This window comes from Streptomyces kanamyceticus (genome assembly GCF_008704495.1).
Classification (GTDB): domain Bacteria; phylum Actinomycetota; class Actinomycetes; order Streptomycetales; family Streptomycetaceae; genus Streptomyces; species Streptomyces kanamyceticus.
Window position 1 is genome coordinate 2,759,834 of the sequence record NZ_CP023699.1, and the last position, 14,114, is coordinate 2,773,947.

At 70.1% G+C, this 14,114-nt stretch carries 13 protein-coding genes and 1 riboswitch; of the genes, 7 read left to right on the top strand and 6 right to left on the bottom strand.

Going from position 1 to position 14,114, the window contains the following annotated elements:
• Window positions 1–14 precede the first annotated feature (14 nt).
• Entirely contained in the window at window positions 15–296 is a 282-nt protein-coding gene (locus tag CP970_RS10925) for an HPr family phosphocarrier protein (protein ID WP_030021209.1), read from the top strand.
• Between the two features lie 167 nt (window positions 297–463).
• Here the strand turns inward: CP970_RS10925 and CP970_RS10930 are convergent, their stop codons facing one another.
• The 4 genes from CP970_RS10930 to CP970_RS10945 form a co-directional block, all read right to left on the bottom strand.
• Window positions 464–1,150 (bottom strand): GntR family transcriptional regulator, encoded by a 687-nt coding sequence (locus CP970_RS10930; RefSeq protein WP_055544903.1) that lies wholly within the window; start codon window positions 1,148–1,150, stop codon window positions 464–466.
• A 178-nt stretch (window positions 1,151–1,328) separates the two neighbouring features.
• A complete protein-coding gene (locus CP970_RS10935; RefSeq protein ID WP_055544904.1) occupies window positions 1,329–2,129 on the bottom strand; it encodes a M23 family metallopeptidase in 801 nt (266 codons plus the stop codon).
• A 13-nt stretch (window positions 2,130–2,142) separates the two neighbouring features.
• Window positions 2,143–2,304, bottom strand: a riboswitch (cyclic di-AMP (ydaO/yuaA leader).
• 196 nt (window positions 2,305–2,500) lie between these two features.
• Window positions 2,501–3,886, bottom strand: a complete 1,386-nt coding sequence (locus CP970_RS10940) for a M16 family metallopeptidase (RefSeq protein WP_055544905.1) — start codon at window positions 3,884–3,886, stop codon at window positions 2,501–2,503.
• Complete coding sequence (locus tag CP970_RS10945) at window positions 3,883–5,235, bottom strand: M16 family metallopeptidase (protein WP_055544906.1); 1,353 nt, start codon at window positions 5,233–5,235, stop codon at window positions 3,883–3,885. The genes CP970_RS10940 and CP970_RS10945 overlap by 4 nt, the downstream gene beginning before the upstream one ends.
• Before the next feature lie 214 nt (window positions 5,236–5,449).
• On the opposite strand from CP970_RS10945, the gene CP970_RS10950 reads away from it, so the two are divergent.
• Window positions 5,450–7,903, top strand: a complete 2,454-nt coding sequence (locus CP970_RS10950) for a DNA gyrase/topoisomerase IV subunit A (RefSeq protein WP_055544907.1) — start codon at window positions 5,450–5,452, stop codon at window positions 7,901–7,903.
• Between the two features lie 10 nt (window positions 7,904–7,913).
• On the opposite strand, the gene CP970_RS10955 is transcribed toward CP970_RS10950, so the two are convergent.
• Complete coding sequence (locus CP970_RS10955; RefSeq protein ID WP_224058365.1) at window positions 7,914–8,999, bottom strand: CobW family GTP-binding protein; 1,086 nt, start codon at window positions 8,997–8,999, stop codon at window positions 7,914–7,916.
• A 377-nt stretch (window positions 9,000–9,376) separates the two neighbouring features.
• Between CP970_RS10955 and CP970_RS10960 the strand changes: the two genes are divergently transcribed.
• From CP970_RS10960 to CP970_RS10975, 4 genes are all read left to right on the top strand, one after another.
• On the top strand, window positions 9,377–9,952 hold the full coding sequence (locus tag CP970_RS10960) for a DUF6082 family protein (protein WP_055544909.1): 576 nt from the start codon (window positions 9,377–9,379) through the stop codon (window positions 9,950–9,952).
• A 96-nt stretch (window positions 9,953–10,048) separates the two neighbouring features.
• Complete coding sequence (locus CP970_RS10965) at window positions 10,049–10,285, top strand: hypothetical protein (protein ID WP_098245205.1); 237 nt, start codon at window positions 10,049–10,051, stop codon at window positions 10,283–10,285.
• 125 nt (window positions 10,286–10,410) lie between these two features.
• Entirely contained in the window at window positions 10,411–10,671 is a 261-nt protein-coding gene (locus CP970_RS10970; RefSeq protein WP_055544910.1) for a hypothetical protein, read from the top strand.
• A 125-nt stretch (window positions 10,672–10,796) separates the two neighbouring features.
• A complete protein-coding gene (locus CP970_RS10975; protein ID WP_224058367.1) occupies window positions 10,797–11,495 on the top strand; it encodes a DUF6082 family protein in 699 nt (232 codons plus the stop codon).
• Here CP970_RS10975 and CP970_RS10980 read toward each other — a convergent pair.
• A complete protein-coding gene (locus tag CP970_RS10980) occupies window positions 11,492–12,679 on the bottom strand; it encodes a citrate synthase/methylcitrate synthase (protein WP_055544911.1) in 1,188 nt (395 codons plus the stop codon). The genes CP970_RS10975 and CP970_RS10980 overlap by 4 nt on opposite strands.
• Window positions 12,680–12,799: 120 nt before the next feature.
• Here CP970_RS10980 and CP970_RS10985 point away from each other — a divergent pair, with 120 nt between their 5' ends.
• The gene (locus tag CP970_RS10985; protein WP_055544912.1) at window positions 12,800–14,053 is read left to right on the top strand and encodes a citrate synthase family protein; all 1,254 of its coding nucleotides are present in this window, start codon (window positions 12,800–12,802) and stop codon (window positions 14,051–14,053) included.
• The last annotated feature ends 61 nt before the right edge of the window (window positions 14,054–14,114 follow it).

Below are 14,114 nucleotides of genomic sequence, written 5' to 3' on the forward strand. Positions count from 1 at the left end.
AAGGGCAGCAACACATGGCTGAGCGCCGCGTCAACGTCGGCTGGGCCGAGGGCCTTCACGCCCGACCCGCCTCCATCTTCGTCCGCGCGGCCACGGCCGCCGGCGTCCCCGTGACGATCGCCAAGGCCGACGGCAACCCGGTCAACGCCGCCTCGATGCTCGCGGTGCTCGGCCTGGGCGCCCAGGGCGGCGAGGAGATCGTGCTCGCCTCCGACGCCGAGGGCGCGGACGCCGCCCTCGACCGCCTGGCGAAGCTCGTCGCCGAGGGCCTCGAGGAGCTCCCGGAGACGGTCTAGGACACGTTCCACGAAACACGTCGATGGGGTCACCCGGAATTCCGGGTGACCCCATCGACGTATTCCCCATCAATGCATGCGCGGGGAAACAAAAAGACAAAGAGGGAAAGGGGAAAGGGCCTCTTTTTGGGCCTCTCTTTGCGTACGTCTTGTATACGGCGCCCGTGTTAATTCGGGAGCGCCGCCGTGTTTACGGCAGGTTGCACTTCGCTCACACCGTCGCCCCGCACCGGTGGGCGCAATCGGTACGCGCCCTTCGCCCGCTCCACGTGCGCCGCGGTCAGCGCCCTGGCGCGCTCCGCGTCCCCGCGGGACACCGCGTCGACGATCGCCGCCCGCTCGGACCACGACTCCGGAGAGGCCGCCCGGGCCTCCACGACGTACATCCAGTCGACCTTGCGCCGCAGCTGGGTGAGCAGCACGCCGATGCCGGGGCCGCCGGACGCCTGGGCGAGCGTCTCGTGGAACCAGCCCACCAGCGAGCGCAGATCCTCCCCCTGCCCGCGCCGTGAGCGGTCCTGGCCGAGCCTGACCAGGCCGCGAAGGACCTTGAGGTGCGCCTCGGTGCGGTGCTGCGCCGCGCGCGCCGCCGCGAGCGGTTCCAGCAGCGCCCGGACCTCCAGGAGGTCGGCGGCCTCCCGCCCGGTGGGCTCGGCCACGCACGCGCCCGCGTGCCTGCGGGTCACCACGAAACCCTCCGCCTCCAGGGTGCGCAGCGCCTCGCGCACGGGAACGCGCGATACTCCGTAGCGTCGCGCGAGGAGTTCCTCGGTGAGCCGGCCGCCCCGTTCATGGACGCCGGAGACGATGTCGTCCCGGATGGCCGTGCAGACCGATTGCGCGGGAATGCGCATGACCCAACCTCCGCCTTAATCCCCGCGAAACGCGGTCGATTGACGCTCGCCCGTCGACTCTATTGCAGGGCGCGGTGATTTCCGACGGCGGGCCGAAATTCATGGATGCCTTTTGGCCAAGACGAAAGCCCCGGCTCCAGTGGAGCCGGGGCTTTCGGTGCGTCGCGGAGGGGGCGGGTCAGACGTTGACGCCGTGCCCGCGCAGGTACGCGATGGGGTCCATGTCCGAGCCGTAGTCGGCGCCGGTGCGGGCCTCGAAGTGGAGGTGGGGGCCACTGGAGTTGCCGGTGGAGCCCGAGAGGCCGATCTGCTGGCCCGGGGTGACCGTCTGGCCGACGGTGACGCCGAGGGACGACATGTGGCCGTACTGGGTGTACGTGCCGTCGTTCATCTTGATGACCACGTTGTTGCCGTAGGCGCCGCCCCAGCCGGCCTCGACGACGGTGCCGGAGCCGACCGCGTGGACCGAGGTGCCGGACGCGGCGTGGAAGTCGATGCCGGTGTGGCTGCCGGAGGACCACATGGCGCCACCGGTCTGGTAGCCCGTGGAGACGTACGAGCCGGAGATCGGGGCGACGAAGGTGTTCAGGCGCTTGCGCTCGGCCTCGCGGGCGGCGCGCTCCTTGGCCTCGCGCTCCTCCTTGGCCTTGGCCTTCGCCTTGGCCTCGGCCTTGCGCTTCTCCTCGGCGGCCTGCTTCTTGGCGGCCTCTTCGGCCTTCTTCGCGGCAGCGGCGTCGTCGGCGGCCTGCTTCTGCGCGGCGGCCTGGGCGTCGACGCTCTCGGCGAGCGAGTCGCCCACGGAGATGGCCTGGGTGAGGCCGGTGTGCTCGACGGCGGCGTCTTCGGCGGCGAGCGCCGGAGCGGCCAGGCCTCCGATGACACCGGTGGTGGTGAGCGCGGCGACGCCCGCTACGTTCGCGGTGGTACGCGTGAGGCGGCTCGGACGACGGTGCTTCCCGGTGGCACGGGTGAACGCCATGAAGCGGCTGATCCTTTCCTTCCTTCTCGCCTACCGGGTTAGCTGACGGGTTCGGAGCAGGAAGGTCTCCTACGAGTTCCTCGCCTCGCGGCAAGGTTCCCGATTCACCCCAGGGGACGTGTGGGTCCCCGGCTCCCCTGGCTCGCGCCGTACGGGGACTCGGCGATGACTGTCCGGTGCCGCGGATGCGACGTACTGCGTGACGGACAGCCGGATTGAAGCTAAACGGACCGTCTTTCAATCGACAAACAGAACTAGCTTTTTGTAGCGCACGCCACAGGGCAGACAGGCAACCTCCATATGAATTCGGACATATGGGGACCCCAGCGGCCACTTCGGCCACCGGGGTCCCGATATGTCCTGACTGCCCCTCAGCTCGTGACGACGGTCACTTCGCCGATCCCGAGCGCCCTGACGGGCTCCTCGATCTCCTCGGCGTCGCCGACGAGGATCGTCACCAGGCGGTCCTCCGGGAAGGCGTTCACGACGGCCGCGGTGGCCTCCACGGTGCCGGTGGCGGCGAGCTGCCGGTACAGCTGCGCCTGGAAGTCGTCCGGCAGGTGCTGCTCGACCTGGTCGGCGAGCGTGGCCGCCACGGAGGACGCCATCTCGTACTTGAGCGGGGCCACGCCCACCAGGTTCTGCACGGCCACGTCACGCTCGGCGTCCGTGAGGCCCTCGGCGGCCAGCGTGCGCAGCACCTTCCAGAGGTCGTCGAGCGCGGGTCCGGTGGACGCCGTGTCGACCGAGCCGCTGATGGCGAGCATCGCCGCACCCGAGCCGTCCGGCGCGGAACGCAGCACCTGGCCGAACGCCCGTACGCCGTAGGTGTATCCCTTCTCCTCGCGCAGGACGCGGTCCAGGCGCGAGGTGAGGGTGCCGCCCAGGCAGTACGTACCGAGCACCTGGGCGGGCCAGACGCGGTCGTGCCGGTCGGCGCCGATGCGGCCGATCAGGAGCTGCGTCTGCACCGCGCCGGGGCGGTGCACGATCACGACGCGGCCGGTGTCGTCGGCGGTCACCGGGGGCACCGGACGCGGCTGGGCCGTGTCGCCGGTCCAGGCGCCGACGGTGTCGGCGAGGACGGCGTCCAGATCCGTCCCCGTGAGGTCGCCGACGATGACGAAGGTGGCCGTCGCGGGCCGGACGTGCTTCTCGTAGAAGGCGCGCACGGCCGCCGAGTCGATGGCCGCGACCGTCTCCTCGGTGCCCTGGCGCGGCCGCGACATGCGCGAGGTCGCGGGGAAGAGCTGCCGGGAGAGCTCCTTGGCGGCGCGGCGGGCCGGGTTGGCCGCCTCGTGCGGGATCTCGTCCAGGCGGTTGGCCACCAGGCGCTCGATCTCGCTGTCCGCGAAGGCCGGGGCGCGCAACGCGTCGGCGAGCAGGCCGAGCGCCTTCGGGAGCCGGGAGACCGGGACTTCGAGCGACACGCGTACGCCCGGGTGGTCGGCGTGCGCGTCGAGCGTGGCGCCACAGCGGTCGAGCTCGGCGGCGAACTCCTCGGCGGAGTGCTTGTCGGTGCCCTCGTTGAAGGCCCTCGCCATGATCGTGGCGACGCCGTCGAGGCCCGCGGGCTCGGCCTCGAGAGGCGCTTCGAGGTGGATCTCGACGGCGACCACCTGCTGGCCGGGGCGGTGGCAGCGCAGCACCGTGAGGCCGTTGGTGAGGGTGCCGCGCTCGGGCGCGGGGAAGGCCCAGGGCTTGGCGGTGCCCGCCTGGGGTTGCGCGTGGAACTGCATCGTCGCGGCCTCGGTCACTTCGCCGCCTCCTCGTCGTCTGCGTCGGCGTCGGCGCCGTCTTCGGGGGTCACCGGCTCGTACACGAGCACCGCGCGGTTGTCGGGGCGCAGGCGGGCCTTGGCGATCTCCTGGACCTCCTCGGCGGTCACCTCGAGAACGCGCCCGACGGCGGTCAGGGCGAGCTGCGGGTCACCGAACAGGACGGCGTACCTGCACAGTTCGTCGGCGCGGCCCGCGACCGTGCCGAGCCGGTCGAGCCACTCGCGCTCCAACTGCGCCTGAGCGCGCTCCATCTCCTCCGGAGTGGGGCCCTCCGCGGCGAAGCGGGCGAGCTCGTCGTCGACGGCGGCCTCGATCACCGGCACCTCGACGTCTCCGGAGGTCTTCACGTCCAGCCAGCCGAGCGAGGGCGCCCCGGCGAGCCGCAGCAGGCCGAATCCCGCCGCGACCGCCGTACGGTCACGGCGCACCAGGCGGTTGTAGAGCCGCGACGACTCGCCGCTGCCGAGGACGGTGAGCGCCAGGTCCGCCGCGTCGCACGCGCGCGTGCCGTCCTCCGGCAGCCGGTAGGCGGCCATCAGGGCGCGGGCCGGGACCTCCTCTTCGACGACCTCGCGCAGCTGCTCGCCGATGCGCTCGGGCAGGGAGCCGTCGCGCGGCGGCTGCTTGCCGTCGTGCGAGGGGATCGACCCGAAGTACTTCTCGACCCAGGCGAGCGTCTGCTCCGGGTCGATGTCGCCGACTACGGAGAGGACGGCGTTGTTGGGCGCGTAGTACGTACGGAAGAAGTCGCGGGCGTCTTCCAGGGTGGCCGCGTCCAGGTCGGCCATGGAGCCGATCGGCGTGTGGTGGTACGGATGGCCCTCCGGGTACGAGAGAGCGGTCAGCTTCTCGAACGCCGTGCCGTACGGAACGTTGTCGTAGCGCTGTCGGCGCTCGTTCTTGACGACGTCGCGCTGGTTTTCCATGGACTCTTCGTCGAGCGCGGAGAGCAGCGAGCCCATCCGGTCGGCCTCAAGCCACAGGGCCAGCTCCAGCTGGTGGGCCGGCATCGTCTCGAAGTAGTTGGTGCGCTCGAAGCTCGTGGTGCCGTTGAGCGAACCGCCCGCTCCCTGCACCAGCTCGAAGTGGCCATTGCCGTGCACCTGCTGGGAACCCTGGAACATGAGGTGCTCGAAGAGGTGCGCGAGGCCGGTTCGCCCCTTGACCTCGTGACGGGAACCGACGTCGTACCAGAGGCAGACCGCGGCGACCGGGGTCAGGTGGTCCTCGGAGAGCACCACGCGCAGGCCGTTGGCCAGCCGGTGCTCGGTCGCTGTCAGCCCGCCGGAGCCGGCCTCGGCTGTGGCCGTGTGACCCATGGGCATGTACGTCCCTTCGATCGCTGAAACATTGCTGGTTCTGCCAGTCCTGACACTGTATGCAAGCGTGCCGACACCTGAGGAAGTTCCCGGTCCGCCCACGGCGTAGTCGACGCGTGACGGCGCCGGAGTACGGGTCGTGGTCGGCGTTGTCAGTGGGACGGTCCACAATGGTCGGCGTCAGATCCCGCACTAGCTTGGTGAAGGAGCCGCAGCAGCGATGGCCCGCCGCAGCACGAAGACCCCGCCGCCCGACGACTCGTACGAGGAGAAGATCCTCGACATCGACGTCGTCGACGAGATGCAGGGCTCCTTCCTCGAGTACGCGTATTCGGTCATCTACTCGCGTGCCCTGCCGGACGCCCGCGACGGCATGAAGCCGGTGCACCGCCGCATCGTGTACCAGATGAACGAGATGGGCCTGCGCCCCGACCGCGGCTACGTGAAGTGTGCCCGTGTCGTCGGCGAGGTCATGGGTAAGTTGCACCCCCATGGCGACGCGTCGATCTACGACGCGCTGGTCCGCATGGCCCAGCCCTTCTCGATGCGCCTGCCCCTGGTGGACGGCCACGGCAACTTCGGCTCGCTCGGCAACGACGACCCGCCGGCCGCCATGCGGTACACCGAGTGCAAGATGGCCGACGCCACCTCCCTGATGACGGAGTCGATCGACGAGGACACGGTCGACTTCGAGCCGAACTACGACGGCCAGGAGATGGAACCGACCACCCTCCCGGCGGCGTACCCGAACCTCCTGGTCAACGGAGCGTCGGGCATCGCGGTCGGCATGGCGACGAACATGCCGCCGCACAACCTCGGCGAGGTCATCGCCGCCGCCCGGCACCTGATCAAGCACCCGGGCGCCGACCTCGAGACGCTGATGAAGTTCGTGCCGGGCCCCGACCTGCCCACGGGCGGCCGGATCGTCGGCCTCGGCGGCATCAAGGACGCGTACGAATCGGGCCGTGGCACCTTCAAGACCCGCGCGACGGTCTCCGTGGAGAACGTGACGGCGCGCCGCAAGGGCCTGGTCGTCACCGAACTGCCGTTCACCGTCGGCCCGGAGAAGGTGATCTCCAAGATCAAGGACCTGGTCGGCTCGAAGAAGCTGCAGGGCATCGCCGACGTCAAGGACCTCACCGACCGCGCGCACGGCCTGCGCCTCGTCATCGAGATCAAGAACGGCTTCGTACCCGAGGCCGTCCTCGAGCAGCTCTACAAGCTGACGCCGATGGAGGAGACCTTCGGCATCAACAACGTGGCGCTGGTGGACGGCCAGCCGCTCACGCTCGGCCTCAAGGAGCTCCTCGAGGTCTATCTCGACCACCGCTTCGACGTGGTGCGCCGCCGCAGCGAGTTCCGCCGCGGCAAGAAGCGCGACCGGCTGCACCTGGTCGAGGGCATCCTGGTCGCCCTCCTGGACATCGACGAGGTCATCCGCCTCATCCGCTCCAGCGACAACTCCGCGCAGGCCAAGGAGCGCCTGATGGAGCGCTTCTCGCTGAGCGACGTCCAGACGCAGTACATCCTGGACACGCCGCTGCGCCGACTCACCAAGTACGACCGCATCGAGCTGGAGTCCGAGCGCGACAGGCTCAACGGAGAGATCGACGAGCTGACCGGCATCCTGGAGTCGGACACCGAGCTGCGCAAGCTGGTCTCCACCGAACTGGCCGCCGTCGCCAAGAAGTTCGCCACCGACCGGCGCACGGTGCTCCTGGAGTCGGCGGGCGCCCCCGTGGCCTCGGTCTCCCTCCAGGTCGCGGACGACCCGTGCCGGGTGCTCCTGTCGTCGACGGGCCTGCTCGCCCGAACGGCCAACGGCGAGCCCTTCGCGGAGGGCGACGCCAAGCGCGTCAAGCACGACGTGATCGTCTCCGCGGTCCCCGCGACGGCCCGCGGCGAGGTCGGCGCCGTCACCTCCGAGGGACGGCTGCTGCGCCTCTCCGTAGTGGACCTCCCGCAGCTTCCGGAGACGGCGGGCGCGCCCAACCTCTCCGGCGGAGCACCCGTCTCCGAGCTGCTCTCCCTGGAGGGCGACGAGAAGCTGATCTGCCTGATGACGCTCGACGAGTCCTCGCCGGGCCTCGCGCTCGGCACCGAGCAGGGCGTCGTCAAGCGCGTGGTCCCCGACTACCCGTCCAACAAGGACGAGTTGGAGGTCATCACCCTCAAGGACGGCGACCGGATCGTCGGCGCGGCCGAGCTGCGCACCGGCGAGGAGGACCTGGTCTTCATCACGGACGACGCCCAGCTGCTGCGCTACCAGGCCTCCCAGGTCCGCCCGCAGGGCCGCCCCGCGGGCGGCATGACGGGCATCAAGCTCGCGGACGGCGTGAAGGTCATCGCCTTCACCGCGGTGGACCCCGCGGTCGACGCGGTCGTGTTCACGGTGGCGGGCTCGCGCGGCACGCTCGACGACTCGGTACAGACGACGGCGAAGCTCACGCCGTTCGACCAGTACCCGCGCAAGGGCCGCGCCACGGGTGGTGTCCGGGTGCAGCGGTTCCTGAAGGGCGAGGACTGCCTGAGCTTCGGCTGGGCGGGCCCGACGCCACCGCACGCGGCACAGCGCAACGGCTCACCCGCCGAGCTTCCGGAGATCGACCCGCGCCGTGACGGCTCGGGCGTCTCCCTGGCGAAGCCGGTGGCCTCGGTGGCGGGCCCGGTGTGACCGGACGCCGCTAACGCTCCTGGTCCGGTTCCGCCTCTGCTTCCTGGACGTACCGCAGTACGCCCCACATGCCCTGCTCATCGGCCTGTGGGGCGTACTCGCGACAGGCCTCGAGATCCTTCTCCAGAGCCGGTACGTCGACGCCCGACCCGATGAGCACGAGCTGGGTCAGCCGCGCCTCCCCCGGGGCCCACGGCTGGGGGTAGAAGCGCAGGAACCGCCCCACGGCGTGCACCTCGTACCGGTTCCTCGGGTCGGCCGGACCGAAATCGACGTACCCCTTGATGCGGTAGAGCCCTTCGGGCCTGCTGTCGAGAAACGCCATCAAGGGGCGCGGCCCCAGGGGCACTTCGGAGGTGAAGGAGAGGCTTTCGTAGGCGGAGTGCAGATGGTCGTGGTGACCTGGCTGACCGCAGCGGCCGTCGGCGCCATCGGCATCACCTGTCTCGTCGTCCCGCAGATCGTCGAAGGAAAGCTGTCCCACCCGCTCCCCCACGGGCGCGCGGTCGAAGAGCAGCTCGACGTCGACGCGCCCGTAGGAGGACGCGACGACGGACGCACGGCCCGCGAACCCGTGGACGACGTCCAGGACGCGCTCACGCTCCTCGTCGGAGACCCGGTCGGCCTTGTTGACCACGACGAGATCGGCGATGCCCAGATGCCGGTCGACCTCGGGGTGCCGCTCCCGGGTGGCGTCGAACTCGGCGGCGTCGACGACCTCGACGAGACCGCCGTACACGATGTGCGGATTCTCGCTGGCGAGGAGCATCTTCACGAGTTCTTGCGGCTCGGCGAGCCCGCTCGCCTCGATGACGATGACGTCGATCCCCGCGGAGGGCCTGGCGAGCCGCTCCAGATACTCGTCGAGCTCGCTCGCGTCCACCGCGCAGCACAGGCATCCGTTGCCGAGCGAGACGGTCGAGTCGCCGAGCTGCCCCGCGACCGACATGGCGTCGATCTCGATCGAGCCGAAGTCATTGACGATCGCCCCGATCCGGGTGCCGCCGCTGCGGTGCAGCAGATGGTTCAGCAGGGTCGTCTTCCCCGAGCCGAGAAAGCCCGTGAGGACGACGACCGGGATCTGCTGCTTGTTCACGTGGACCTCTCGTGTCGACGCCGGCACGACTCGCGCCGGACCCCGGCGGGCCTCGTCGGAACCCGTCGGACCTCGTCCGGCCTCATCGGACCTCATCGAATCCCGTACGACGATTGAAGACCGTCCCAGGATATGTGCGCGTAGGGGGCTCGCGAAGTGAACGATTGTTAGCGGCGCTCGCGGGGCACACATCTGGCACGGCGCCCGGATGTGCGACCACCGCTTCCTTCCGTGCGCCTCCTCTCCGCCTCCCCGCCGATCAGAGCCGCTCGGCACCCTGGGAGACGGCAAGCGCACCGCCCATCGCTCGCCGGTCCGCTCCCTGTCGACCCGCATCCCGACGACCGGCGGACGGTCGCCTATTCGGGGGGGTTGACATGGCCACACGGAAGTCTTGGACACGGGAGGTGGGTCCGGCCGCGACGGCAGGGCTCTCATTCGCGGCCGGAACGTTCCTGCTGCTCCGCGGCAAGGAGTGGCGCCGGTCGGCGCACATCGAGGAACGCGAACGCCGGGCAGCCGAACACGAACGCCTGGCCCTGGCCGCACAACGCAGGAACGCGGCCCTCACGGAACAGCACCGGCTCCACTTCGACCTGCTGTGCACGGCGATGGGGGATGCCTCGCTCGCGGCGGTCCTGAACACCTACGAAGAGGAGATCTCTCCCGAACAGCAACGCCAGTTCCTCTTCGCCAACGCCCTGTACATCAACGCACTGCACGCCCACCGGATCGGCGCCATGAGCCTGGGAGAGCTGCACGGACACCTTCGGGTGATGTGCCAGAACCCGATCTTCCGGCACTACTGGGATGCCACACGGCACCATCGCGCCAGCCTGGACCGCTCCTCCGACGAGGCCAAGGTGGGCCGCATGATGGATCGTCTGGACCGCGAACTCCAGGAAGCGGACACCGACGAGTGGTGGGTGGTGGGCGAACCTCCCGCCGAATAGGGCCGGTTGGATGACACTGGGACCGTCTCGCGGCATCTAGCGGCTAGCCTGTCGCCAGCCCAGCCCAGCACCTATCGCCCGAGGACAGGGATCCCTTTGAACATCGTGCGCCGCATCGGCGTGCCTCCCCGCTTGCGGGGCAGCGCAACCGGCCAGACCTGCCCCGACATCTTTGAGCTCAGCGACGGGAACTTCGCCGTCATCGGGACGGACAAGACCGAAGCGCTCAAGGGCGAACTGCCCGCTGACGCCGGATGTGCTGACTACGAACGCATCGTCGTAGTCAGCCGAGAGACCCTCGTCCGAGCCAAGGTCGACATCCCCGAGGCCTGAGCCGCTCGGCTCCCCCCGCTGTACCGGACCCGGTCATTCAGTACCACTCACCGCCACCCTCGGTGATTGATCAAGTACGTACAGTTCACCTTCGTCGATCTCCACCCGCCCACAAGGAGGCCACCATGGCCGTCCGTCTCGGCCGAAAGCCGTACATAGCACGCAGACTGGGCGTTCCCCCGCGCCTGCGAGGCAGCATCAGCGGGGAGACCTGTCCCGACATCTTCGAGCTCTCCACCGGCGAATTCGCCTTCATAGGGACCGACGTGACCGAGAGCCTGCGGCACGCCCTGCCACCGGGCCTCGCCTGCGGCCAGGACCAGCGCATCGTCGTGATCACCCGCGAGACCCTCCTGCGGGCCAGATCCGACATCCCTGACGCATAGCAGGTCCGGCCCGGGGCACCCCTGGGCCGGACGCCTCCGCGATCGCACACCCGGCCCCCACAGGGGCCGGGCACGTTTCCGCCCCCTGCCCACGGGAAGAATTCGGCGAACCCAGGGAGGGACTGATGGCGCGTCAGCAGGCTTGGCGTACCGCGCTCTCCGTCGGCGCGTGGACCGCGGCCATCACTGCGGGGATCGCACTCGTGGGCGTGGCCTCCTTAGCCGTCAGCGGCTGGCTGATACGTGGCGTGGAAGCGACCAACGGCGACCGGCGCACGGCGGAGGAACGCAGCTCGCTCGGGGACTACTTCGGCGGCGTGAGCGCGGTGTTCTCCGGCCTCGCCCTCCTGCTGCTCGTCGCCACCCTCCTCTTCCAGCAGCGGGAACTGCGGATGCAGCGGCTCGAACTCTCCCTCCAGCGCGCGGAGCTGATCGCCTCACGCGACGAACTGCACCGCAGCGCGGAGGCCGACCTGCGCACGCTGCACGTCCAGCTGACACAGATGGTCATGGACGACCCCTCGCTGGCCGCGGTGTGGAACGACTTCCGCAGGGAGCCGGATTCCGCACTCCGCCAGAACCTCTTCGCCAACCTCACCTTCAACCACTACGTACTGGCCTACAGCTGGGGCAGCTTCTCCGAGGACGACCTGATCGCCCACGCCGAGAACCTGCTCGACAGCAGCACGTTCCGGCGCTACTGGAACGCCACCCGGGCGCACAAGGCGCAGCTCTCGCCCGACAGCCCGGAGGGGCAGGTGTTCCAGCTCTTCGATCGGGCCTTCGCCGACCGGCCGCAGGGCACGCCTCCGGCCTCTCCCTAGGCCACCCGAACGGGAGCCGGGGGTACCGGAACCGGCGGAGTCTCCCCCACGTACCGCGCCGCAGGCCGAATGATCTTCGAATCCCGCGCCTGCTCCAGGATGTTGGCGCTCCAGCCCACCACCCGCGCCGCGGCGAACGTCGGCGTGAACATCTCACGCGGCAGACCGCAGAGATCCATGACGACTCCGGCGTAGAACTCCACGTTCGTGTGCAGTTCGCGCCCCGGCTTCAGCTCCGCCAGGATCGCCTCCACCCGCCGCTCCACCTCGATCGCGAACTCGACCATGTCGCCGCCGAACCGCCCCGCGATGCCCCGCAGCATGCGCGAGCGCGGGTCCTCGGTGCGGTAGACGGGATGACCGAAGCCCATGATGCGATCGCCCGCGAGGACCCGCTCGCGGATCCAGCCGTCGATGCGTTCGGGCGTGCCGATCGCGTCGAGCGTGTCGAGGGCCCGGCTCGGCGCCCCGCCGTGCAGCGGCCCGGAGAGCGCCCCGACCGCACCCACCAGACAGGCCACCACATCCGCACCGGTCGACATGATGACCCGCGCCGTGAACGTTGACGCGTTGAAGCCGTGATCAATGGTCGAGATCAAGTACTGCTCGATCGCCCGGCCCCGGGCGGGATCCGGCTCCGAACCGGTCATCATGTACAGGTAGTTGGCGGCGTACGACAGGTCGTCGCGCGGCTCGACGGGCGCGAGGCCCTGCCCGAGCCGGTAGAGCGCCGTGAGCAGGGTCGGCACCACCGCGGCCGCGGCCAGGGCGTCCTCACGCCGCCGGTCGTCGTCGATGTCGTACACCGGACGGAAGCCCTTCGACGCCCCGAAGAGCGAGAGAGCGGTGCGCAGCCCGGAGAGCGGCCCCGACAGCGCGCTGGCCCTGGAGATGGCGGGCAGCGCGTCCCGCACCTCCTCGGGCAGGTGCCGCAGCCGCGCGGTCCGCGCGGCGAAGGCGGCGCTCCGCTCCGCGTCCGGCAGCTCGCCGTGGAACATCAGATGCCATACGTCCTCGAAGCTGCGGCTCTGCGCGAGCTCGACGGCCGAGTACTGGCGGTAGTGGTAGAAGCCCTCGTATCCCCTGACGTCTCCGAGTTCCGTCTCGGTGACGACGACACCGGCGAGTCCTCGTGGGACCTCGACCGGCTCGGCGGGGGTGGCGGCGGAGCCATTGATCGGCATGTTCTTCCTCGACTTCCTCCCTGGACTTGATTTGACTGTCCATGATTGACTGAAGCTCTGTCAATATTGATTGAATCAATGTGCAAGTACAGTCGTCAGGATGCGGATACGGTGACGCCCATGACGGATCAAGGAACCCCGCGCGAGGGTCGGCGGCTCAGCACCAAGGAGGCCGCCGAACTGCTCGGAGTGAAGCCCGAGACCGTGTACGCGTACGTGAGCCGCGGCCAGCTCAGCAGCAGTCGCGGCGCCGGCTCACGGGGCAGCACCTTCGACGCCAAGGAGGTCGAGGCACTGGCCCGCAGGAACAGACGGGAACCCGCCGCTCCGACCTCCGCCAACGAACTCTCCGTACGCACCCGCATCACCTTGATCGACAAGGACCGCTACTACTACCGCGGCGTCGACGCGGCACAACTCGCCCTGACCCACTCCTACGAAGAGGTGGCCGAGTGGCTGTGGACCGGTGCCCTGCGCCCCGGCATCGGCTTCATCGCCCCCAGGGAGACCGTCAGCACGGCCCGTCGCGCCGTGAACGCGCTGCCCGAGCACAGCGGCCCGACGGACCGGCTGCGCGTCGCCGCGATCTCCGCCGCGACCGCCGACCCGCTCCGCTTCGACCTCTCCGAAGAAGCGGTCATCGGCACCGCGCGCTCCCTGATCCCCACGCTGGTCGCCGCGCTCCCGCCGGTCCTTCCCGGCCACCGGGACGAGGGCCCGCTGGCGCGACGCCTGTGGGCGCGGCTGACCGGCCGCAAGCCCGGCGAGGCCGCGCTGCACGCCCTGGACACCGCCCTCGCGCTGCTCGTCGACCACGATCTGGCCGCCTCGACGCTCGCCGTCCGCGTCGCCGCCTCCGCGCGCGCCCACCCCTACGCGGCGGTCTCGGCCGGACTCGGCGTCCTGGAGGGCCCGCTGCACGGGGCGGCCAGCGGTCTGGCCCACCGCATGCTCCTCGACGTACTCGACCGGGGCAGCGCGACCCCCGTCGTGGCCGACGAACTGCGCGCGGGACGCCGGGTCCCCGGGCTCGGCCACCGTCTCTACCCGGGCGAAGACCCGCGTGCGCAGGCGCTGTTCGGTCTCCTGGAGGAGATGCCGTCGGCGGGCTCCGCCCTCGCCGCGGCCCGCGACGTGGTGGCCACCACGGCCCGCCACACGAACCTGCACGCCAACGTCGACCTCGCCCTGGCCGTCCTCAGCGCCTCCTCGGGGATGCCCGCGGAAGCAGGCGAGACGATCTTCGCGGTGGCCCGCACGGCGGGCTGGATCGCACACGCCCTGGAGGAGTACGACGAACGGCCGCTGCGGATGCGCCCCAGCGGCCAGTACGTAGGTATGCGTCCGCCACAGCCCATGCCGTCCTCTTCGTAGTCCCCGCTTCGTAGTCCCCGCGTTCGTCGTCCTCGCCGTCCTCTTCGTAGTCCTTCGACGA

What these genes read in the sequence shown, in the direction of transcription:
- CP970_RS10930 (WP_055544903.1), bottom strand. Translation starts at nt 1,150, where the DNA reads ATGCGCATTCCCGCGCAATCGGTCTGCACGGCCATCCGGGACGACATC.
- CP970_RS10985 (WP_055544912.1), top strand. Translation starts at nt 12,800, where the DNA reads ATGACGGATCAAGGAACCCCGCGCGAGGGTCGGCGGCTCAGCACCAAG.
- CP970_RS10935 (WP_055544904.1), bottom strand. Translation starts at nt 2,129, where the DNA reads ATGGCGTTCACCCGTGCCACCGGGAAGCACCGTCGTCCGAGCCGCCTC.
- CP970_RS10975 (WP_224058367.1), top strand. Translation starts at nt 10,797, where the DNA reads ATGGCGCGTCAGCAGGCTTGGCGTACCGCGCTCTCCGTCGGCGCGTGG.
- CP970_RS10980 (WP_055544911.1), bottom strand. Translation starts at nt 12,679, where the DNA reads ATGCCGATCAATGGCTCCGCCGCCACCCCCGCCGAGCCGGTCGAGGTC.
- CP970_RS10970 (WP_055544910.1), top strand. Translation starts at nt 10,411, where the DNA reads ATGGCCGTCCGTCTCGGCCGAAAGCCGTACATAGCACGCAGACTGGGC.
- CP970_RS10925 (WP_030021209.1), top strand. Translation starts at nt 15, where the DNA reads ATGGCTGAGCGCCGCGTCAACGTCGGCTGGGCCGAGGGCCTTCACGCC.
- CP970_RS10960 (WP_055544909.1), top strand. Translation starts at nt 9,377, where the DNA reads ATGGCCACACGGAAGTCTTGGACACGGGAGGTGGGTCCGGCCGCGACG.
- CP970_RS10950 (WP_055544907.1), top strand. Translation starts at nt 5,450, where the DNA reads ATGGCCCGCCGCAGCACGAAGACCCCGCCGCCCGACGACTCGTACGAG.
- CP970_RS10945 (WP_055544906.1), bottom strand. Translation starts at nt 5,235, where the DNA reads ATGCCCATGGGTCACACGGCCACAGCCGAGGCCGGCTCCGGCGGGCTG.